This is a genomic window from Larkinella sp. C7, assembly GCF_006149005.1.
GTDB lineage: Bacteria > Bacteroidota > Bacteroidia > Cytophagales > Spirosomataceae > Larkinella.
Genome location: NZ_VBSL01000005.1, coordinates 463,742 through 486,890 on the forward strand (window position 1 = coordinate 463,742; position 23,149 = coordinate 486,890).

At 52.2% G+C, this 23,149-nt stretch carries 9 protein-coding genes; 3 read left to right on the top strand and 6 right to left on the bottom strand.

The genetic code is table 11. The features are described 5' to 3' along the window. Nucleotides 1-24: 24 nt before the first annotated feature. The 4 genes from sprA to FH871_RS15550 form a co-directional block, all read right to left on the bottom strand. Entirely contained in the window at nucleotides 25-7,431 is a 7,407-nt protein-coding gene (gene sprA / locus FH871_RS15535) for a cell surface protein SprA (protein ID WP_229317335.1), read from the bottom strand. A gap of 278 nt (nucleotides 7,432-7,709) precedes the next feature. Next, nucleotides 7,710-8,303: a Holliday junction branch migration protein RuvA gene (gene ruvA, locus FH871_RS15540; protein ID WP_138992326.1), complete on the bottom strand. Its 594-nt coding sequence runs from the start codon at nucleotides 8,301-8,303 to the stop codon at nucleotides 7,710-7,712. A gap of 145 nt (nucleotides 8,304-8,448) precedes the next feature. Continuing rightward, nucleotides 8,449-10,026, bottom strand: coding sequence for a lytic transglycosylase domain-containing protein (locus FH871_RS15545; protein WP_138992327.1), 1,578 nt, complete (start codon nucleotides 10,024-10,026; stop codon nucleotides 8,449-8,451). Nucleotides 10,027-10,390: 364 nt separating this feature from the next. Continuing rightward, on the bottom strand, nucleotides 10,391-11,281 hold the full coding sequence (locus tag FH871_RS15550; protein WP_138992328.1) for a hypothetical protein: 891 nt from the start codon (nucleotides 11,279-11,281) through the stop codon (nucleotides 10,391-10,393). A gap of 360 nt (nucleotides 11,282-11,641) precedes the next feature. Between FH871_RS15550 and FH871_RS15555 the strand changes: the two genes are divergently transcribed. Both FH871_RS15555 and FH871_RS15560 read left to right on the top strand, forming a co-directional pair. Further along, nucleotides 11,642-12,940, top strand: a complete 1,299-nt coding sequence (locus FH871_RS15555) for a glycoside hydrolase family 2 TIM barrel-domain containing protein (protein ID WP_138992329.1) — start codon at nucleotides 11,642-11,644, stop codon at nucleotides 12,938-12,940. Next, nucleotides 12,937-16,779 carry a glycosyltransferase gene (locus tag FH871_RS15560; protein ID WP_138992330.1) on the top strand — a complete coding sequence of 1,281 codons (3,843 nt, stop codon included), beginning with the start codon at nucleotides 12,937-12,939 and terminating at the stop codon, nucleotides 16,777-16,779. Before FH871_RS15555 ends, FH871_RS15560 begins: the two co-directional genes overlap by 4 nt. Here FH871_RS15560 and FH871_RS15565 read toward each other — a convergent pair. Next, a complete protein-coding gene (locus tag FH871_RS15565) occupies nucleotides 16,746-18,449 on the bottom strand; it encodes a hypothetical protein (RefSeq protein ID WP_138992331.1) in 1,704 nt (567 codons plus the stop codon). The two genes, FH871_RS15560 and FH871_RS15565, sit on opposite strands and share 34 nt — an antisense overlap. A 271-nt stretch (nucleotides 18,450-18,720) precedes the next feature. Between FH871_RS15565 and FH871_RS15570 the strand changes: the two genes are divergently transcribed. Then, the gene (locus FH871_RS15570; protein WP_138992332.1) at nucleotides 18,721-21,516 is read left to right on the top strand and encodes a family 78 glycoside hydrolase catalytic domain; all 2,796 of its coding nucleotides are present in this window, start codon (nucleotides 18,721-18,723) and stop codon (nucleotides 21,514-21,516) included. Between the two features lie 120 nt (nucleotides 21,517-21,636). Here the strand turns inward: FH871_RS15570 and FH871_RS15575 are convergent, their stop codons facing one another. Continuing rightward, entirely contained in the window at nucleotides 21,637-23,136 is a 1,500-nt protein-coding gene (locus FH871_RS15575; RefSeq protein WP_138992333.1) for a RagB/SusD family nutrient uptake outer membrane protein, read from the bottom strand. Nucleotides 23,137-23,149: the final 13 nt, after the last annotated feature.

Consider the following 23,149-nt stretch of genomic DNA (forward strand, 5'->3'; position numbering starts at 1 on the left):
TCGGCTGAAACAAAACCGTTTGTTTTATTCCGCCAGATTGAAGCGAATCTGAACCCCACCCGCCGTGGTAGCCCGGCGGAACGAGTTGGAAACCAGCGGGTCATTGAACGTTCGATCGAAATAAATCTGGACGTTTAACCGGCGATTGACGACGTAGCTCACCTGTGGCCGCAACTGGAAGTTGACGTTTCCGGCGGTAATAATTTGCTCGCCAACGCCATTTTCATTTTGGGCGGTATCGTCAAATTTCCGTTGAACGGTTCGCGTGTCGCGGAAAGTCAGGTTGCAATTAAAGATCAGGTCGTTTTTCAGCCGTTGGTAGGCCCCGTTAATTTTAAAGGGAATCCGGAAATTCGTCTTCGTGAAACCAAACCGGAACGTGATGTCCTTGTTGCTGAGTTCGGCGACCTGCGCATTGGACAGGTTGAGGGCAACGCTCCGATCCTGGTTGTATTCCAGCCCTCCGCTGATTTTACTCTGCGTCCGGAAGGTCACGCCCAGCAAAGGCGAAAACCGCTCGGTCATGGTGATGGTGCTCATCACAAAAATCGGAATGAACTGATTCTGATCGTTGTACTGCGTTGCCAGCGGGTAGTTCATCACAGCCAGATTCACATAAGCCGCTTCGTAGTCGAGCGACGAGGTAAAGTTGCCGACGCTGTAGGTCGAGTTGTAACTGTGGGTTAAAGTGAAGGCACTGAACAGTTTGCGGAACGGTTTCAGTTGCGACAAACCGTTGTAGTCCACCCGCCAGTTGGGCAGTGGAAACCGCAGGAACGGATTGATTTTCACCGTATTGGGGTCTTTTCCGCTGTAAGCCGCGAAGAACGCCGGAATCAGCACATCCTGCGATGTCAGGTTGTATTCGCCCAAACTTCCCACGGGCCGGTTCAGTATCAGCCGGTTCAGAATGATCTTGCGGTATTCGGCAAACCGGTCGAAGATCGGCGATGAATTGTCGCTGTTGAGCTTGGTAAACGCCGTTTTGAACGACAGAAACGACATGCTGAATTGACCGTTACGGTACGGACTCAGGCTCGTAAAAGAACCGCCGGTTGTATCGACCCGGTAGACTTCCTGGTAACTATCCTGGCGGGTCAGCCGGGCTTCGACCGTTATGCGAAAATCCTTGAACGGTTCCAGCGTCGTGCGGGCGTCGAACTTCTTGCCGAGCGTCTGCGTAAACGGCTGATTCAACACCGTGCTTTTGGATAACCAGCCCCGTTCGGCGGATTTCCGGTGGATGTTCCGATCCTGACTTCCCAGCACGAACGGCAAACCAGGCGCGTTTTCGCGCGAAAGACCAAAGAACCGGGGCGTCGGCAAAAAGCCCGGCAGCAACGTCGATTCCTGCACCGTGTAGTTGAAATTAATGCCCCGAACCGTTAGCAACGTCCGGACAAAACTCTTCAACACCCGGCTTTCCGTGCGCTGAATATCCTCGATATCACCGGGGTTTCGGGTGAAGTTTTTCCGGGGAACCGAGGGCGTGTTGGCAAACCGCAGCGACTTGATTTTGTTATACAACCGGATAAAATCCACCCGCCCCTGAATGCCCCATTCCCGGTTGTTGCGGATGGTATTGCCAAACGGCACATTCAGCGTATCGGTAATGCCGAACGAGTTGGCCTGAAACTGGTAGCCCACGTTGTAGGTCAGGTCGGCGGCAATCCAGTCGAGCAATGGCAGTTTGTCCAGCGGCATCCGGTAGGTGGCCCGGATGTTCTGCTCATAGTTTTTCGTCCGGCCAAACCGCCGGGCATTGGCCCAGACCGAGTCGACCTTGGCCTGCGTGTTCAAATCCCCGGCGGGTTCGTCGATGATGGCGTTGGAACGGGCGTTGTAGGTTAAAATCAAATTTTTGGTCAGGTTCCACTGCAAATCATAGTACCGGTTGAACCAGAAATACTTCTCGAATTGCGGTACCATGCCCTCGGTCGTGAGTTCGGAATTGCGGAGCTGGGTTTTGATAAAACTCCGGTCCACCTCACCCCGCACGGCCACCTGTGTTGGCAGCAACGTCAGGTTAAAATCACGCAGCCAGCGCAGATACGGGCGTTCCAGCGACTGAAACCGTTTAAACGGTTCGAACGGTTTCGGTTGGGCACTGTAGACGTAGGCAATGCCTCCGCGCGTTTGTTTTTGAATGAATTGTTCAGTCAGAACATTCGTCCGGGTCGCTTCGTTGAATGCATATGTAAACGACAGGTTTTCAACGTCATAGAAATGGCTTTTGGCATTCGGATTGGTTTTCACCTTCCGGAAATTCGACAGGTTGATTCCGCGCCGGATGGAACGGTCTTCGACCAGCCTGCGGTATCGATCCCGGTCATTTTCATTCAGCGTCGATAATGTGGTTTCCAGCGGGGTGTCGGGGTCGAGCGGGTCGAAATGCGGCTGAATCAGCCGCTGGTCGTAATTGACATACAGCGGAATCTTCAGCCCCCATTTTTCGGGCAACAGTTTATCGACTGCAATCTGCGACTGAATTCCGTATTCCGTGGAGGTTTCCCGCGACCGCTCCGAAATCCGCTGCTGCACACCGCCGAAGCCAAACGTCGTTATTTTCCCCGAGGCCGTAACGGTGGCCACGTCGGCCAGTTTGGCGTTGAGCACCCCAACCGCAGCCCGACCGGCCGTCTGGTCGAAGCCGTTGGCGCGTAGCTCATTCACCCAGATGGTAAAACTCTTCGCCTGCTCGTCGGCCGACTTCGGATTGCGGACGCCAATCATGATGATCTGCACCGCGCTCAAATCCGGATTTCCAACCACGGTCAGTTTATACCGCCCGTCGGCACTATTCATCGTAAACGGCTGGGCCGATGTTCGCGTAAACTGGCGGTTTTTCTCCGCCTTGAGGTTAATCAGTTCGTCGATCGCAATGTCGAGGTCGTTGGCGGCAGGCCACACCGCATCGTCGGGTTGGCTACCGTCCGGGGTTGAAACCAGATTGGGAATCTCGATTTCGTAGTAGTTGTCCGTAAAATCCGTTCCGAGCCGAACAAAGGCCGATACCTGACCATTTTCGTTCTGCTCATTGTGCATGTGAATGAACATCTTCAGCCGCTCCCGGAACAACAGGTCGAGGTTCGTATTTTTGAAAGCCGCCCGCGAATCACCATCCCGCAGGTTGGTCACGCTCAGGCTCATCGACTGCTCGTTGAGTTCCACCTGGTTGATCTGCGTAAAATCGCGGTCTCGCTGAAAACCGGGGGGAACGCGGTAAATATACTTGTTGTTACCGGGGGCGCTGTTCTCTTCCACGTTCACCGCGCTCACTTTGAACTGTGCATCGTAGGGCTCCGGTACCTCCTGCAAACCGCGCGCCGACAGGTCGCCCGTATACTTCCGGTATTGGTTGGACGTCATCTGCAACTGCGCAAACCGCAACACCACCGGTTCTTCAAACTCCGTCAGGTACATCCGCGCAAACCGCACCGACTTAAATCCGTTGATGTTCCCGACTTTTTTGGGATTATCGCGCACCGGAATCCGGAACAGATACCAGGTCACCGGCCGGCCGGCCTTGGTCTGCACTTCCACTTTATCGACAATGTAGCCCCGGCCCACCGCAAGCTGCCCCGGTTTCAGGTCAATTTCGTATTCGTAATAGGCTTCGTTGTCGTTGATGGTGTTGTCCGTATTCAAATCTTCGATGTCAGGCAGCGTGGTCGATGCGGGCGTCACCAACTGGTTGCGGTCCTGCGATTCGGGCGAGTTGTTCTCCATGCCCATATATTGTTTGTATCGACTGACAATATGCCGCACCGAATCGGCGCGTTGGCCGTAATAAAATATAAAGTCATCGTTGGCGGGATCGCTCAACAGCCGTTCGCGGGCTTCGGCATTCAGTCGGGGCGAAACCTGATCGATGTAACTTTTAAAATACGTGTTCTCGTCCCGGTTGCTCAACCCGTCCAGACCGATGTCCTGCTGCGAGCGCGTGACGTTATCGAAAGCCTGCGTCACAAACTGCGAACGCGTCACCCGCCCCCAGGCCGTTGAATCGGGCGAGAGACCATTCGGAACCGCCAGTCCGTTTTCAAAATTGTACCGCCCGTCCTTGATCACGTCTTCCGACAGATCACCCAGGTTGAAGACCAGTTTTCCACCGGTGCGGTTGGCCTTGTTCTCAAAACCGTCGTGAACCGTAGCGAAGGTCGAATCCGTAGCGCCCACAAAGGGGTCCATCAACCAGAAATCGATGTTTTCGATGTTGGCGTTGTCAAAGTCGGCATCAGACGTGATGGCCCGCATCACCGAGCCAAAATTCTTTTTCGGGTCACCGGCCAGGCGTCCGTCGGGAGCCAGGTTCGGGTTAAAGTTGTACATCCCGCGTTCCCGGGGGAAATAGGCCACGTCCAGAATGTTCTCCGGCAGGTTGACCAGACGCACCGAGCGCCCCTGAAACAGTTCATTGGAAAGAAAAAACTGTTCGTAAACGTTCCTTAAATCGTTCTCGGTCAGGTTACTCTGGGGTGAACGCCCCCCTCCTACCGTGTTGGCAGTACTGAAGGTGTTGTCGACCGTATAGACCGAAATCCGGGCGCGGTTGTAGGCATAAGCCAGGGGTTCGGCAAATGTGCCCTGCGGAAAAGCCCGCTCCGGCGTCGTCGGGGTCGATCCCAGCCGCCAGCGCGTGGGTTGGCGGGTGAGGTCGTAGAGCGTGCGGGCGGCTTCAAAATCGTCGATGAACGCGTTGTTGTTGACACGCGGAGCTACACCCGGAAACAACTGGGCCACTTCGCCCTGGAAAGCAATGTTCGACAGTTCCTTCGTCTGAATCAGCGGCAGTCCATCCAGCATCCGGGTCAAAAACCGGGAGTCTTTCCGGATCATGGCGTCGAATCCCAGAATGGTGTTGTTCACGGGTTCGTTTCCGATGGCCACGCGCGTCAGAAAACCGGCGGGGGTTTCCCGCATGTTCATGGCCGTCATCCCGATGTTCACTTCGGGGCTCAGTTTGTAATCCAGCCGCGTTCCGATCAGTCGCCGAATCTGGTTCTGAAACAGATCGGGGCGCTCATACCGCACCTTGATTTCCTGACCCGAATTCATCAGGCTTTCGTTCAGAAACCGCACCCGGCCAATCTGCGACTCCACCACAAAATCTGAACCGGGCGACAACGGCACGCCACCCGCCGTCACCTGCACCGATTTCTCATCGACGCCGTAGGGCAACGTCACTTCCCCGCCCGTCGACGACTGGTAACTCCCTTTCAGGAAAAATTTGTTTTTACCCGCCACCTGCTGCGCATCGACCAGCGTAGTTCGGTATAGTTCATTGTAAACGTATTTCGCTTTCAGGGCGTCGTCGGTCCCAAACTTGTTGGCCAGATACGACCCAAAAGGCTCCAGTACCGGAAAAATCACCCGGCCATACCGGCTGTCGACCGTGACGCCTTCGACAAAATCAAAATTACCGTCCCGCTGCGGGTCGAGTTGGGCATTGACCTGGTCCATGTTGAAGACCTGCACCAGCGGGATGTCCTTGATGGTTCCCGGCCCTTCCTGCAAATTGGGGTTATCGATCCCGGTCAGGTCATCTTTGTAAATAATCCGCAACTGGAAATTCTGCTTGTTGATCTGGGAGGTGTTGAGCGAATAAATGTTTTTCATCATCAGGTTCCACATCGGCAACTGCGTGTTGTTGCGGATCGTCGATGATTTCAACAGCTTCAAAATCAACACTTCATTGTCCTGCCGGTTCTGGTAATCTTCGGTCAATTCCCCCACCTGGTATTTCCGGCCCCGGTAGGTGTATTCGTAGGAAACCGCCAGCACTTCGTCGTTGCGCAGGGGTGTTACCAGCGAAATATACCCCAGTTCCGGCTGAAACTTGTACTCGGTTTCGGTCAGGCGTTTGGCCCCCCGTAGCAGTTCATAGTCGATGCCTTTGGCAAAACCGAAGGTGCCATCCAGTAAAAAGTTCACCTGATCCACCTGCCGGATGCCGGTGTTCGCTCGCAATCGGGCAAACAAGCCATTGCCGGTAGTGTTGTCGGCCGCGCTGCTGGCGTCCGGATTGATGGGCTGGAGGTTCGGATTGGCGGTGTTGAACGGTCGGGGTTCGCCCAGATCCGCAAAACCGACGACGTTCCGCAGGGTGGTGGTGGTGTTGGTCCGGTTGGTTACGTATACCTCTAAACGCGTAATGGTTACACCCGATATGATCTGGGGTAGGCTTTTCAGGGAGCGTTCGTAGTTGTTCCGGAAAAACTGCGACAGAAAGAAATGGCGGTTTTCGTCGTAGGTATCGACCCGGATCTCGTAGTTTTTCTGCATCGATCCGCCTTTGATCGTAATCTCTTCCTGTTTTGAACGCTGTTGCGATGCAACCAGGGTGGCGTTTAACTTCCCGAAACGAAGCTGGGTTTTTACCCCGAACAGGTTTTGTACGCCCGGAATCAACTGGCTACTGAGCGGCCAACTGATGTTCCCGGCTTCCAGACTCTGAATGATGCTGGGGTCCTGAGGCTGAAACTGAGGAATGGCCGAAGGCGTCATACTTCCCAAACTGGGTAAACTGCCCGGCAGGCCCCCAGGACTGGGTAAACCCGGCAAGCCACCAGGGCTGGGTAAACCGGGAAGGCCGTTCGTCAATCCGTTGGCATTGGGCAAGTTCGGAACCGGTGGGCGATAATTCAGCTTCAGGACATTTTCAAAATTGAAACTGGATTTGGTGTCGTAATTGGCCGTAAGACCCAGGCGCTCACCGATCTTCCCATTGAAACTGATATTGATCTGTTGATTAAAGACAAAGTTGCCATTCCGACGCTGCAAAACCGGAATAATCGGGTTGTCGATGAACTGGTAGAGATACCCAAAATCGAGCATGACAAATCCGTTCGGCTTGAAATCCACCAGATTACCCCCAAAGAGCCGGTCAAAAACCGGTGGTAATTCCAGTTTTGGAACCAGTCCCCTTCCACTGACGGCACTTTGACCATCATTTCGCGCGCTGTATTCCCGCCACAAACTTTTTTGAACACGTTGGTTTTGCAAACGGTTATAGTCGTCATACGACATGGTTTCGGCTGGCCGATACGGTAAACCGGCCGCTGGTCGGGTCGGCGGGGGAGCAACCGGGATGGCCCCGATGACGGAGTTTCCGGTCGTGGCCGCGGGTGTAGTGGTTGATCCGGACGTCGGACGCGAAGTCTCCGGTTGGCCGCCGATGCGTTCCAATACGGAAATCTGACCCGGCCTCGTGAGTTGAACCTCGGTCGAAACCGCCCGCGGATCACGCAACAAAAAAGGCGACCTGGGAATAGTAGCGGAAAAAGGACTGATATACCGGTCACGCCAGCGAATAATGGGTCGGCGCTCGGCCGAACGGGTGGCTCGGATGCTATCCTGACGGACGCGGGCCAGAGAATCGGCCAGCGAAACTGTCCGGCGACGCGCGGGTGTCTGGGCTGTTACAGGCATCCAGGCCGACCCAACCAGTAACGCACACAGCACAACCATCCAGGGCTCAATCCGGCCATTTAACAACCGCAACCGGGTCAATCGGTGGGACTCAACACATTCCAAGAGAGGCACGTATAATTTGATTCGGTGGAATAGGTAGTTAGTTTATTCAGATACATCTCTATCACCAAACGGCGAAAACCTTGCCAATATTTTAGTTATGAATTATGAGTTATGGGTTATGAGTTGCGACGCTTGCGTTTGCCAACTCATAATTCATAATCCATAATCCATAATTACTTGAGAGCCAGACGTATAAGCTGTTCAACGTTGAGTTCGTCGCCTTCGCGTTTCAGGATCGTATCGAGGCTTTTTTCGGCCGCAGCCTTCGGAATACCCAGCGTAACGAGTGCCGCCAGGGCTTCATCCCGAACGGGGTTGACGGTCATCCGGTAGTTTGGTGTACCGGCCTGTGCCATAATCCCCGCTTTTTTCATCTTGTCACGCAATTCCAGAATAACCCGTTGAGCCGTTTTACTCCCGATGCCTTTGATTTTCTGAACCGCTCCAACGTTTTCCATCAAAATGGCCTGACGGAGTTCGACCGGCGTCAGGGTTGAGAGCATGGTGAGTGCGGTATTGGGACCGATGCCCGACACGCCAATCAAATCCAGAAAAAGGTTTTTTTCGTCGAGATCACCAAAACCGTACAGTGTCTGGGCATCTTCGCGAATGTGTTGATACGTAAACAATTTCGAGGGTTCGCCCAGCTTTGGCAAAACCGTCGACGTGTACAGGGAAACATGGATTTCGTAGCCAACTCCGTTGGCTTCCAGAATCACAAGGGTCGGGTCTTTGTGGGTAATTTTTCCGCTAATGTAAGCAATCATAGATAGCTTTTTTCAACCAGTATAGGCCGGTCTTAAAAAGTCAAAGATACGAAAGAGTTAAGAACGAAGAGTTAAGAGTTAAACATGCCTTCATTAACTTTCATTTTTAACTCTTCACACTTAACTCTTCAACCTTCAATCCCTACTAACCTACAATCAGACGCTGACCGGGTTTGAGTGAATTTCCCTTGATTTTATTCAGTTTTTTCAGTTCATCGACGCTCAGGTCGCTATACCGCTTCGAAATATTCCAGAGCGTGTCGCCATCCTGAACCCGGTGGTACTTTGGTTTGTAGGTTTTGGTCTGTTTTGCCACTTCTGACTTACCCTGACTTTTGGTCACTTTGGCCATCCGGGACGACGTTTCCGGCAGCGCCTGTTCCCGGAAAATGACCAGCTTCTGGCCTTTTTGAATGCGGGTTGAACGCAGGTGGTTCCACTTTTTGAGGTCATACACGTCCACGTCGTACTTCTCCGCAATGCGCGACAGCACCTCGCCCCGCTTCACGACGTACACGGTTTTTTTCGGCTTTCGGCGGACCACCTCCTCAACGTCATCTGCATCGGAGACAAGGGCGTTGGCGGCTACCACGGGCTGCGACTCCCGGGCCTGCTCCTCATTGGCATCGGTAAAAGGAAAATAGTCCCGTTTTCGCGCGGAGTCGGAACGGTAGTCGACGCTTTCTGTCGACGCCAGCAACATATTGGTCGAAATCGTCGGATTCCGACCGGCTGAATCCAGAATCGACCGCCGGTTGGCCGCAAAATAATCGAAATGGGCTTTCGGTACCCGAAGCACAAAACTGCGCGTTTGATCCGACAGGACACCCGTCATGATCGACGGATTCATTTTCTGAATTTCGGCCAGCGGCACCCCGCTGTATTTGCAAAACCGCTCGATCGACAGGTACCCGTTGACGTGAATCGTATCACAGGGAATGGGGTATTCGGGCTGTTCAGCGTAAATCCCGTGGTCGTTGGCGAAGTTCATCATGTAGGTCAACGCAATGAATTGCGGGACATACGCGCGGGTTTCTTTCGGCAGGAAATTATAAATCGTCCAGAACGAATCGCCCCCGGACCGGCGCATGGCGCGTTTCACCGTCCCCGGACCGCTGTTGTAGGCCGCCAGTGCGAGGTGCCAGTCGCCAAAAACCCGGTATAAATCTTTCAGATAGCGACAGGCGGCATCGGTCGACTTGACGGGGTCCATGCGCTCATCGATGTAGTCATCCTGATAGAGTTTAAAATCTGCGCCCGTATACGGCATAAACTGCCACAAACCACCTGCGCCGACGCGCGAAACCGCTTTGGGGTCCAGCGACGATTCAACAATCGAGAGGTATTTCAGCTCGTCGGGAATGTCGTGCTGGGCCAGCAACCGCTCATACAAGGGGAAGAACATCGGCATCCGCTCCATCACCTTTTTGGTGTAGCTCGGTCGGCGGAAGGTAAAGTAATCGATAAAACCGTGGACGGTTTTGTTGTAGTTCAGGGGAATGGTCTGTTCCAGTTTGGCAAGTCGGTCACGCAGAACGGGCTCCGGGATGGACAAGACCTCGGGCACATCGACCACTTCAATGGTTTCCTGTGCCGTGTCGGCTCTGACACCGTTGGTGTCGGCCTGAAAAAAAGCGCCCCAACTGCGGGGGGCAACGCTTACTAAAAGCAATACGGTACAAGCCAATCGGAGGCCGTGAAGGGTCGTCTTCAGGTTCGACATGAGCAGGTTTTGGGTTACATGTTGGTTAAGTAATTATCAAGGCAAGAACGGTATGGTCGATAAAAATAGGACAAAAAATAGTTTTCGTCAAACTTTTCGGCAAATTAGGTCGATAAATCTCCTGAGTTGTCCGGCAGAGTTGGTTCAAAGTTTTGTAACTAAGCTGTTTAATCCCGTGATGTGACTTAGGCCGTGTATTTTTAAAAACGGTGACCAAGCAGGGTTCTGTATACTTTGTCACCGTTTTTGTTTTGAGACGATTTCAATCCAACTGCGTCACGGTTTTCTTTCGAAAGAGGTCGGTACCAGTGCCGTTCCAGACCTAACCGTTCGGGCAAGAGGATCTCAGCCACCGTAGGGAGGTTCAATAACTTTCATACACATAGGTTAAGGTTTCCCGGGGTTTAAAGGGCTCGGTTTTAATGCGGGTCGCTGGTAAATCCCCGACGTAGGTATACGCATACGTGATGGATCCGGACGAAAGCACGTTGTTCCGGCTCAGATGGAGAACATTGTCAACCCCACCGTAATAGGTATAAAAATCCAGTATTCCGTTGAAAGGTGTTGACACCCCCGCCGTGGCATAGGGGGCCGGAATGACGGCGACGTTATAGAACGGATTTGTTTTGGAATCGTGCGTAAAGTTGGTTGTAAACGTACCTCCGCCGGGGCCTGGCGACACCTCTGTCGTCGTTGTGATAGCCGTCAGGTTGTTCCCCGTGAAGAAGTATTCACTGTTTTCCTTGTAAGAAACCCCGCCGGTTTCAAAGGATTTACGGCTACTTTTCACCTGGTTATCGGGGTTGTATTGAAACGTTAAGTCCCAGACATTATCGCCCCGTCCATCTTTATTGTTGGTGTAATAAAGCCGGGTCATCTGGCTGTTGACATACGTATACGAATAGGTTTCGGTTATCTTCGGTTCACCCGCCGGGGTGATTTCGCGTTGAAATTGGATGACCTGGTTTTGGGCATTGTAAGTAAAAGCGCCGGTTTCAACCGGTGCATTCGGATCACTGGGATTTTGAGTAGTCGTAATCGTGTTCAGACGGCCTTGCAAATCGTAACCGAAGGTGCTGATGTATTGCACTAAACTGGACCGGCCAGCGACGTCAGCGAGTTCCTGCGTTACGGTTTTAATCCGCAAACGGTCAGGAACTGAACCCGGTGAAACGTTCGGAAAAAGATGGTCGCCACAGCCAGTAAACTGAAAAGCGACCAATACATAAAGAACTCCCCGAAGTACATGGATCATTTTCATACAGTGGATGTTTATTTTGTTGAAACTTTACAAGTAAATGTATCACTATAGCTGGAATAATTATAACATTAACGTATATACTAATGCGGTATTTATTAACCGGTAATACTGTCGGATTAAAACCTCCCTTTGCGCATTTTGGAGCGGAAATAATACCTGATTTACGAACGTATCACCGTTTTTTTAAAGTTCTTTTCCTGGTAATCTAAATGGAAAATTGGAATGATGTTTGCAGCGTTTTCCCGCATAGACTTAGAAAGAGATGCGCTGGCTGATCCGGCTTAAACCATTTCGTCCGTTACTATTTCTGAACTTCAAACGGTGAGGTTACCAAAGAAAGCTTCAGTTCTGACAATGCTCTTCCTCGGCAGTATTGTGCTATTGACCGGGCTATCGCAATGTCACAACCCGGAAGACCAACCTTTCCGGCGAACCGTATCGATTGGGAAAAAAGACGGAAAATTCATCCTCTACCGAAACGGACGTCCTTTTGAAATCAAGGGAGCAGCTGGCTATTCACACTTCCACACGTTAAAACAATCGGGTGGAAATACGCTCAAAACCTGGGATACCACCCGGCTTGCCAGCCTCCTGGACAGTGCACAGGCGAACCACCTGGCCGTGGTTGTGGGCCTGCCGCTTCCCATAAATGACGATACGTCTTTTTACAACAATCCGGTAAAAGTGGCCTCCCACCTCAAAGCCTTACAGGTCGTTGTCAACCGCTTCAAGCACAATCCGGCGGTTTTGATGTGGAGCCTGGGCAACGAACTCGACTTCCCGTTCGGTTTTTCGTACTACCGGTTTTATACCACGTTTAATGCGATTACGGATATGATTCACCGGGATGATCCTGACCATCCCGTTACCACGGTGGTCCTGAATTTTAATACAAAATACATTTTCAACATCACCACCCGCTGCGATGTCGATCTGCTCTCGTTTAACATCTACAGCAACATCAAAACCCTGCGGAAAGACCTGGCAGACTTTTCCTGGTTTTGGAACGGGCCTTATCTGCTGACCGAATGGGGAATCGACGGCCCCTGGGAAGGGACGGAACAAACCGCCTGGGGTGCCTACATTGAAAACACGAGCAAGAAAAAAGCCGACTTATATTTAAAGCGTTATCAGCAGGATATTCCGCGGGAAGATCCCCGGTTTTTAGGCTCTTTTGTTTTTTTCTGGGGGAACAAACAGGAAACCACGCCCACCTGGTTCAGCCTGTTTGACGAAGCCGGGGCCCACGCTGAACCGGTGGCCATCATGAAGTATATCTGGACCGGTAAACCGTCGCCCGAGCCGTTTCCTGAACTCCAATACATGCTGGTTAATCAAAAAGGAGCCCGCGATAATATTCTGCTAAACCCGGGAAGTTTGTCAACGGCGGAGGTATTTCTGTATAAAACCAATGACCAGATCAAAACTGTTAAATGGCAAATTTTACCGGAAGACTGGTACCGGGAAAACAACCAAAACAGCACCAAAAAACGCAAACCGATTGAAGGGTTGTTCCAAAAAAATCAGAATCTAAAGGCGACCTTTGTGGCGCCCGATCAGGAAGGACCTTATCGTCTGTTTGCAACCATTTACCTCCAAAATGGGAATTTCGCCACCTGTAACACCCCTTTTTACGTGGTAAGCGACCCATGAAATCCATTCCGCCCGTAAAACCGCCATCGAAACGCGAACGCTTCACGCTTCGTCTGATGATCTTTTTAGGCTTGGCATCCCTGGTATTTTTCCTGGAAAACATGCTCAAAGCATCGGTCAGAGGCTATTTGCCTCTGTACTGGATGCTGATGGTCGCCTTTGGATTTACGTGTCTTAAAATTCTGCATGAATGGTACCATTATTTTTACATAACCGTTCCTGAAACACCGCCCACCACCAAACCGTATACCGTCGATATTTTCACCACATTTTGTGCAGGCGAACCGTACGAAATGATCATCGAAACGCTGACGGCCATTCAGGCGATCACCCATCCGCATACCACCTACCTCTGCGATGAAGCCGACGATCCCTACCTGCGGGAGGTTTGCCAAAAACTAGGCGTCCGGCACATCACCCGCACGGATAAAAAAGACGCCAAAGCAGGGAATATTAACAATGCCCTGGCTCAATCGTCCGGCGAATTGTGCGTGATTCTGGATCCGGATCACGTTCCTTTTCCGCATTTTCTGGATCCCATCGTCACCCATTTCAACAACCCGGCGGTTGGGTATGTGCAGATTGTCCAAGCCTACAAAAACTACGATGAGGGATTGATTGCCAAAGGGGCGGCCCAGCAAACGTACCAGTTTTACGGCCCAATGATGATGACCATGAACCGGTACGGAACCGTCCTGGCGATTGGGGCGAACTGCACCTTCCGGCGCACCGCCCTTGAATCCATCGGCGGGCACGCGGCCGGGTTAGCCGAAGACATGCACACCTCCATGCAATTGCACGCCAAAGGATGGCAGTCGGTGTATGTTCCGGCGGTTTTGGCGCGCGGCCTCGTTCCGTCCACGCTGTCAGCCTATTACAAACAACAGCTAAAATGGTCACGCGGGGTTTTTGAGCTGTTTTTCACGACCTATCCCCGGCTTTTTACCCAATTTACGTGGCGACAAAAACTCCATTATGGCGTCATTCCCTTCCATTATTTGTCCGGCGTTTTGTATTTGATCAACTTTTTAATTCCAATCCTGGCCCTGTTCTTTGGCGTGAGCCCTATGCACATTGATCTGGCCGAATTCGTTTCCATCGGCCTGCCGTTTGTCGCGTCCATTGTGCTGATCCGGCACTTCGTACAATGGTGGGTGATGGAGGATGAAGAACGCGGTTTTCACATCGTGGGAGGACTGCTTATGATCGGAACCTGGTGGATCTTTATCCTGGGCTTCATCTACACCCTTTTCAGGAAAAAAGTACCCTATGTTCCTACGCCAAAAGATGGAAACGAAGCGAATAACTGGCCCCTGAACATCCCGAATCTGTTGATGCTGGCCCTGTCCATTCTGGCGATCACCTACGGTTTGTATACGGACTGGAACCCCTACAATCTGATCATGGCGGGTTTTGCCGGCCTGAACAGCCTGTTCATGATTTTTACCATTGCGGCCAGTCGACAGCAGCAGTTCAGAGCCATTAAAGAGCGTTATTCTCGCCTGAACAACTTCATTAAAATCATTCAAAAAGGGAAAGGATATTTCTGGATTTTACGACGGTGGCTGTATACCGGACTGCGCCATACCGCACTATGGATCACCGGAATGCTGGTTTTCTCCATCCTGTTTTATGCAAAATTTCAGTCTAAAACCGAGATGGCCCAGTCCCTGTTCACCCACAAAGACAATCTTTTTCTGTATGTGATGTATTCGCCGGACAAGCCCGGTGGAATGTCTTCCGTGCGTACAATCAAATCCTACCAGGTGTCTAATCAGGTTCATGTTGACCTCATCTCATTTTACATGCCCTGGGGGGATAAACCGGCGGGGTATCTGCCACTCAAATCGATTGATTCCGTCTATCGAAATGGCTCTATTCCGCTGATTACCTGGGAACCCCAGCCGATGATTTTTGCAAATAACCAGACAAATAATAATACTGACACAGTCGCCGTTTTTTTTCGCCGACTCGTCGAGGGCCACTACGATACGTATCTCCGTCGGTTTTCAGAACAGCTAAAATCACTGCATCGCCCCATCTTTCTTCGCTTCGCTCCGGGAGCCGACAAATCGGTTCACCACAGCTCCCAACCAACTAAAAACGCACCGAATGACTTTAAAGAAGCCTGGAAATACGTCCACAACTATTTTTCAAAGCAGGGTGTTTACACGGCAATCTGGGTTTGGAGCCCCGGAACGGTCGATGCTATCGACGCCTATTTCCCCGGCAAAGACTACGTCGACTGGATCGGCGTCACGGCCTTGAATGAGGGTTTTCTCAAGACGGGCCCAAAAAAACGTTCTCTGGAAGACCTCTACAATCCCTTTCACCAGAATCCCATCTTTCGTTCCGGCCTACCGGTTCTGCTCACTGAATTGGGGTATTTAAGCTCGGAAAACCAGCAAACCGGCTGGTCGAAACAGGACATTCAGTCGGCACGGCGTGCCTTTCCTGAAATAAAAGGGGTCGTTTTGGTCAATGACGGGTTCGACCCTCACGCGCGGGATTGGCGGAATCTGCCGCCGGATTCGTTGCGGTTTTTAGGCGGTCAGTACCCTGAACATGAAGAGAACGTTTCCTTCGCCGGAAAAACAATACCGGTGTTGGCAGAAGCAGCCGAACCGCTCGCCCGCTCCCGCCCGGCTAACCGAAACTTTTTTATCGGTACCAAAGGCATCCATTACACCAAGGGGCAGAACTGGATGAAGAGTCGGTCGGTTTTTACCAAAAAAGATTTTCTAACTGATTTCAAGGAAATGAAAGAACTGGGCATCACGACCCTTAAATACAGCGGACCCAGTATTTATGAGCACAACCTTCTGAATACGGCACAAAAAACCGGCCTTAAAATTCACTACAGTTTCTGGATACCAGACAAGATTAATTTTGCAACTGATCAGGATAAACTGGAGGACTTACGCACTACCATTCTGGATGCCGTCCGTAACCTGAAAGACCATCCCGAAATTGTTTCCTGGAATATGGGTAATACCTCATTTCAGAAACTTTCCCGTTATTATTACAAACCGGATCTGCTTTATCAGGAATATGCATACCTGTCGTGGCTCAAATCGGTTGTCAACGAGCTGAAACAAATTGATCCGGATAAACCCGTCACCGTCGATCTGGACGCATCGGAAAATCTGGTACAGCTTACGAACCGGTTCCACCATTTCATTCCGGCTATCGACGCTTTCGGGCTGGTTCTGAAGAAACCATCGCGCGCCGTTTCACAACTGGCTAAACTACAGGTTCCGTATTTTTTCAGTGAAATTAGCGTCAGCGAATACACCAAACTTCCAAAAACAACAACCGGTTTATTTATTGAAAACTGGCAGGATGAGCAAACCACCGACTGGGTTAGTTTCAACGGGTTAAAAGACCATGTGGGCCGTACGAAACGGGCACTCTTGCAATTACGCCATACCTGGAAAGGGACGCCCCTGCCAGCGTTGCTCCCTCCCATTAAAATTCTGAAACCCGCCCTGGGAACCTTTCCCGGGGCGCAACTTCCCTACCATGCACTCATCCGCAACACCGATCAGTGGGTGCTGGCCCAGGCAGTACCGGTCACTTTTCGCCTGGAGTGGAAACTGGTAAAAATGGACCGCTTCGAAAACCCCGTTTCGGTAAAAAATGTGGGCGAAGGCCCCCGTTTATTGCTTACCATCCCGGAAAATCCATCAAGCTACCAGCTTTATCTGTATATTCTGAAAGGAAATACGGTTCTGGACATCGTCCGCTCGACACTCCATACCCCGCTTCCGGTCATGGCCCCTACCCGGCCTATGGACAGCATCCCTCAGCGGTGGTCGGCTAAAGTTCGGACAAAATGATCGAAAGTCGACTTGCTGATGCTCCAGTCCGGGGGAGGTATTTTACCCCAGACTTTCGGGTTATCGGCCAGATTAAAGTAACAGACGCCAAAAACTTCCGGGTGCGCATTCAGCACGGCGGCTGCCTCTTCCAGCCATTTTTTCTGGAAATCTTCCGGGCCTTTCACCCCGAATTCCGTCACAAAAATCGGCTTGTTCACCAATCGCATCCGGTACTGTTTGCGGCTGTAAATGGCCTGGAATGACTCCTGGAGGGCCGGATCGGTGATGTTTTTGTCGGGAAGTCCATAAATCGCCACGCTGATGTAGTCGACCACATCGTCGCCGGGCCACCATTCCAGGGAACCCCGGTCACCGGCGGGGCCCCACACACGCCGGATATTTTTCGCTCTTTTTCCGTCAAAATTCATGAAATACCGGAACGCCTTGCTGTATAAAACCGGGTCCTGACTTTGCCACGCGTACCGCTGAATGGGAATCTCCATTTCGTGCGCAAATCGCAAATAAACGGTTTGCGTAGTCGCCGAAATGACTTGATAAACCGCCCTGAATTCGTCATCATAAACGCCCGAAATCGTATTGAACAACACATTGGTGTCTTTTCGAACTATCCGGTCTTTCCACGGTTCTACGCTGAGAATTACATCATGATTTCGCGCCACAACGGCTTTAAATTCTTTATCAAAACTGCCGTCCTGAATTGCTTCCAAATCAATAAAAAGATGCTCTGCCTGTACGGATTTTGATTTAACCAGGAACTGTTTCGGATCATAAACGCCAATTTCCGGTTTCGACGTTTCCTGCGTAACCGCATTTTCAATAGCCGGTTTTTTAGGCAGATTCGTATATATACCGGGTGCTTCTTTTTTGATCTCCGCCACTGCTTCCTGAATCGTTTTGGAAAGCGACGGATCACGCTCTTTCGTCCGGGGTGCCAGAATAAGCAGGGGCTTATCCATAAACCGCATCCGGTGTATTTTCCGCTTTATGGCCGTAATTGGATCCGCGACCCGGGGATACGCCGTGGCCCGTTGTTCGGATTTGCCATCGAGGGTAACGCTGGTCACATCCACCTCTTCCTCTCCCGGCCAGTATTCGTCGGCTCCGGGATAACCCGCTGGCCCCCAGACTATCTTAATCTTCGGCGATGCGGTTTTGCAGCGTTTTGCAAAATACCGGAACGCATCGATGTATACAAGCGGTGACTGGTACTGCCACGAATAAAGCCGTACCGGCACTTCCATTTCCGGACTCCACCGCAGATAAATTTCCGATTTATGCTGGGTGATTGCGTCACAAAACATTTTGATGGAATCGTCAAACCGGCCTTCTAAAATTTCATCAAGGCCATTCTCCTGATCCGGCGAAACGGCCATCTGTACGGTGATTAAAACCGGGAGATCAGCCGGTAGGTCTGAAACCAGTTTTTGCAGAGAGGCTGCCGGAACGGTTCGGTCCAGGGTCACCGAAAGGGTATGAAATGAGTTCGCCGGTCGCGTTGTTAGCCGACTTTTTCGATCGAATATTCCGACCACGCTCTCTTCAAAATCGTGATTAATCAGGGCCACCGGAGGGCTTTCGTTTTGAAACGGAAAATGCGTTTTGAAGAAAAATACCAGGAAAGTGATCACCAGCCCTCCACCCAGTGTGTATAGAACAATTCTTCTCATTTGATGGTCATCAATGAATAACGTTGGATGCACAGGACACGCTTTCATCGATGTCCGTTTATTGAAAGCAGGCAAAATCTGTACCGGGCTTTTACTGCGGATTGCAACGGCTCCGGCCGCCCGGCGGACCTTTCTTGACCCGCCTTTCGAAAACCGTGGGTTAAACTTTTAGACCAGCGGGTAGACTTCCTGAACCGAAGCGCTTTTGAGGACAATGAACGGGCGATTGTCGCCTGACTTTTCCAGCCTGCGAAAGCCCCTCGAACGCGTTATGAGACTGCCCTTTTACCCGTTCCTCTTTTTTTGCCTGCTTAGTTTCAAGGCCTGGACCGCCGAACCGGTTCCGCTCACCCGGCTCCGGTGCGATTCCCGGGATCAGCCGCTCGGTGTCGAAAGCCGTCAGCCCCGGTTAAGCTGGCAGTTGGGGTCGGCGGTTCGGGGTCAAAAGCAAACTGCTTACCGGATTCTGGTGTCCGACAATCCGCAGACGCTGGCCACCAGTCAGGGCAACCTCTGGGATTCGGGCAAACGCATTTCCGACCAGTCGATTCAGGTGCCGTACGAGGGCAAACCGCTGCTGGCGAGCCAGTCCTACTACTGGAAAGTGCAGATCTGGGACAAAGACGGCCAGCCGTCGGGCTGGAGCGCCCCCGCCACCTGGCAAATGGGTTTGCTAACCCAAGCCGACTGGGGCAAGGCGCAGTGGATTGCGCTGGAAGAACTGCCGGCATCGGAGCGGATTGTTCCGTTTGTCCACGACCCCAATGCGGCCAAACCGTTGGGAGACCGAAAATCAGCCCAGAATGCACTGCCCCAATTCCGGAAAGAATTCCGGCTGGAAAAACCGCTGAAGCGAGCCACGGCTTTTATTTCCGGTCTGGGCCATTATGAACTGAGCCTTAACGGACGACGCGTAAAAGACCATTTTATCGATCCCGGCTGGACGAATTACGATCACTATGCTTTATACGCGACCTACGACGTAACGACCGCGCTCCGAAAAGGCACAAACGTGTTGAGTGTGCTCCTTGGCAACGGTTTTTATAACATCCCCGTTGAACGGTACCGGAAAATTGTGGGCTCGTTTGGCTATCCGAAACTGATCTGCAAACTGCAACTGGCGTACGAAGATGGAACGCACCAGGAGGTAGTGACCGATCAATCATGGAAAGTAACGCAAAGCCCGATCACCTATTCGAGTATTTACGGGGGTGAAGACTGGGACGCCACCAAAGAAATTTCGGGCTGGATGGAAGCCGGTTTTGAGGATACCGACTGGCAAACACCGCTCGTGGTGCAGGGATCGCCCCAACTGCGGTCGCAAACTGCTCCGCCGGTCAAAATCATGGAAACCTTCAAACCAGTGCGGATCACGCAGCCCAAAGCCGGTATTTACGTGATTGATCTGGGTCAGAACATGGCTGGTATTCCTCAGATTTCGGTATCGGGAAAAGCCGGTTCCATCATCAAAATAACGCCCGGCGAGTTATTGGGTGACGATAGTCTGGTGACGCAGCAATCCAGCGGTCAGCCGCACTTTTACCGGTACACTCTCAAAGGAAGCGGCACCGAAACCTGGCATCCGCGCTTTACCTACTACGGTTTCCGGTATCTGCAAATCGAAGGCGCCGTTCCGGCCCAGGGCCTGCTGAGTACGATCGCGATGCCTTCCGCTGCTATTCCGGTTTTGAAAGCCGTCAAAGGACTGCACATTCGGGGTTCAGCCGAAACCGTCGGAAAGTTTTGGTGTTCGAATGAGCTGTTTAACCGCATCGACCGACTCATCGACTGGGCCATCAAAAGCAACATGGTGAGCACGCTGACCGATTGCCCGCACCGCGAGAAACTGGGCTGGCTGGAAGAGACGCACCTCATGAGCGGCTCGGCCCGGTATACCTACGATCTGGCGACGCTGCTGCCGAAAATCATTCGGGATATGCAGTCAGCGCAGTTGGCCAATGGCCTCATTCCCGACATTGCTCCCGAATACACCGCCTTCGCCAGCGGTTTTCGCGACTCCCCCGAATGGGGCAGCGCCGGGGTGATTCTGCCGTGGTATACCTTCCAATGGTACGGTGATAAAAGTATTCTGGTGGAGAGTTACGACATGATGAAAAAGTACGTGGCCTATCTGGGAACCAAAGCCGATAACCACATTCTGACGCACGGTTTGGGCGACTGGTGCGATCTGGGCCCCAAACCGCCGGGCGAATCGCAGTTGACACCCAAAGGCATTACGGCCACAGCCACCTACTTTTACGACCTGACCATTCTGGAAAAAACCGCCCGTCTGCTGGGCAAAACCGCCGACGCCGACCAGTTTCAGCAATTGGCTCAGGCTGTCAAAAAAGCGTTCAACGAAACGTTTTACGACGCCCAGAAAGGCCAGTATGGATCGGGAAGCCAGACATCCAATGCCATGCCGATTTACATGAATCTGGTGACACCTGACAACCGTGCCGCCGTGACGGCCAGTTTATTGAAAAACCTCAAAGACAACCACTATAGCCTGACGGCGGGCGACATCGGATTCCGGTATTTGCTGCTGGCGCTGGGTCAGGTCGGTGCTTCGGACGCCATTTACGCCATGAACAACCGCGCCGATGTGCCGGGATACGGCTACCAACTGGCTCACGGCGCCACCGCCCTGACGGAATCCTGGCCCGCCCTGCGGTTTGTATCCAACAACCACTTCATGCTCGGACACCTCATGGAGTGGCTCTACAGCGGCCTGGGCGGGATTCAGCAGGATGAAAACGTGCCGGGTTTCAAAGCCATCGTCATCAAACCCGAGGTTGTGGGAGACATCACCCACACCCGCGTCCGGTATCATTCGCCCTACGGCCCGATCCGGAGTGAATGGAAAAAAACCGGTCCCCAACTGGAACTGATGGTCAGCATTCCGGCCAACACCACCGCCACGGTGTATCTCCCCACCGCCAACGGCAGCCCGATTCTGGAAAGCGGCAAAGCCCTTGATCAGCAGAAAGATATCAAGGTGCTACGGACGGAAACCACCCAAACCGTCGTGGCTATTGGTTCAGGCAGTTATGTGTTTAAGCTTTAAATAACGAATATTGAATGTCGAATAAAGAATATTGAATGTCAAATAACGTATATCGAAAGTCGGATCAATCACTTCGATATTCGGTATTCAACATTCGATATTCATTATTCCTTTGCTTTTTTACCACCCCGGATTCTGCGTCAGGTTCGGGTTGAGCTGGCGTTCTTTGGCGGGAATGGGAAACAGGTAATGCTTCTTTTCATCGAATGGACGGCCTTTGGAGGTCAGTTCCAGATATGCTTTTTTCCAGCGAACCAGATCCCGCCAGCGGTGTCCTTCCAGCCCAAGCTCCACCACCCGTTCGTGGGCAATCCACTCCATGAAAGCGGTTTTCGACAAACCGGGATCAAGTTCCCGCAAGCCCGCCCGTTTCCGAACGCGGTTGACGGCGGCATAGGCTTCGGCGGTTGGCCCGGAGGCCGAATTGGTGGCTTCGGCAAACATCAGCAGGACGTCGGCAAAACGCAGCAGCCGGATGTTGACGTCCGAACCCGTCGTCCAGTCGAACTCGTTCCCGCCATCTTTCTGGTATTTCCGGACGGCAAAATCAGCCGGTAAAACGTCGAACCAGGACGTATATTCAAGCACTTTGTAATAATCCAGTCCGTCGAATTTGCTCCCCTGCGGCCCAAAAACCGACGCCAGCAGGCGCGTATCGCCCACCTCAAACTGCTTGACGTACCACTCCGACGGAATCACGTTGTTGTAGGCCCGGCCCCGAACCCCCATTTCAAGGGGCCGCAAACCGCCCGTTCCGCATTCATCACAGAACGCACCGGGATTGACCGTGGCCGAAAACTGGACTTCAAAAAGCGACTCCTTATTATTCTCATTGACATTCGTGTGGTTATCGCGGTAATTCGGCACCAGATCGTAGACGTTGGAGTCGATGATCTCCTTGAAGAGTTTTGCTGCGGCCGCGTAATCGGTCTGGCTGTTGGTCAGGTTGGCGCGGTAGAGCAAAGCTTTGGCCCGGAATCCTTTGGCGGCTCCACGCGTGGCCCGGCCAATTTCGTCGCCTTCATACAAAACCGGCAAGCGTTTTTCGGCCTCTTCAAAATCTTTCAGAATGGCCGCGTACACCTGCGAAACCGCAATCCGGGTCGGTTGCTTTTCTTCGGGTTTGCTCACATCGACCACTTTCAGAATCAGCGGTACATCGCCAAAATTCGTCACCAGCGTGAAGTAATACATCGCCCGCAGAAAATACGCTTCGCCCAGCAAACGGCTCTTCTTCGCTTCGTTCATCGGAACGCCCGGAATGCGGGTAATGGCCAGATTGGCCCGGTAAATACCCTGGTAACAGCCCGTCCAGAGAAAATTGAACACTTCCGTGCCGGCATCGGCTTCGGCTTCACGCATCAACACCAGACTCGGACTGGTCGACACCGTGGCCTCGGTTTCGTCCGACATCAGTTCCTGGGTCAAATGCATGATCTGGGAATACAGATCCGGCGATGCCAAAGTCGCATAAGCCGCATTGACGGCCTTGAGTGCATCTTCCTCCGTTTTGTAATAATTATCCGTCGTCAGCACATTCACATTCTGAACGTCCAGCGCCTTATCGCTGCAACCAGCCACCAACCCGGCCACCAGCAAAAGCGTGCTTATTTTTTTCATATGAACTCGGTTT

Excerpts from the sequence above, each read along its gene's own strand:
- sprA (WP_229317335.1), bottom strand. The coding sequence starts at position 7,431 with ATGCCTGTAACAGCCCAGACACCCGCGCGTCGCCGGACAGTTTCGCTG.
- ruvA (WP_138992326.1), bottom strand. The coding sequence starts at position 8,303 with ATGATTGCTTACATTAGCGGAAAAATTACCCACAAAGACCCGACCCTT.
- FH871_RS15545 (WP_138992327.1), bottom strand. The coding sequence starts at position 10,026 with ATGTCGAACCTGAAGACGACCCTTCACGGCCTCCGATTGGCTTGTACC.
- FH871_RS15550 (WP_138992328.1), bottom strand. The coding sequence starts at position 11,281 with ATGATCCATGTACTTCGGGGAGTTCTTTATGTATTGGTCGCTTTTCAG.
- FH871_RS15555 (WP_138992329.1), top strand. The coding sequence starts at position 11,642 with ATGCTCTTCCTCGGCAGTATTGTGCTATTGACCGGGCTATCGCAATGT.
- FH871_RS15560 (WP_138992330.1), top strand. The coding sequence starts at position 12,937 with ATGAAATCCATTCCGCCCGTAAAACCGCCATCGAAACGCGAACGCTTC.
- FH871_RS15565 (WP_138992331.1), bottom strand. The coding sequence starts at position 18,449 with ATGAGAAGAATTGTTCTATACACACTGGGTGGAGGGCTGGTGATCACT.
- FH871_RS15570 (WP_138992332.1), top strand. The coding sequence starts at position 18,721 with ATGAGACTGCCCTTTTACCCGTTCCTCTTTTTTTGCCTGCTTAGTTTC.
- FH871_RS15575 (WP_138992333.1), bottom strand. The coding sequence starts at position 23,136 with ATGAAAAAAATAAGCACGCTTTTGCTGGTGGCCGGGTTGGTGGCTGGT.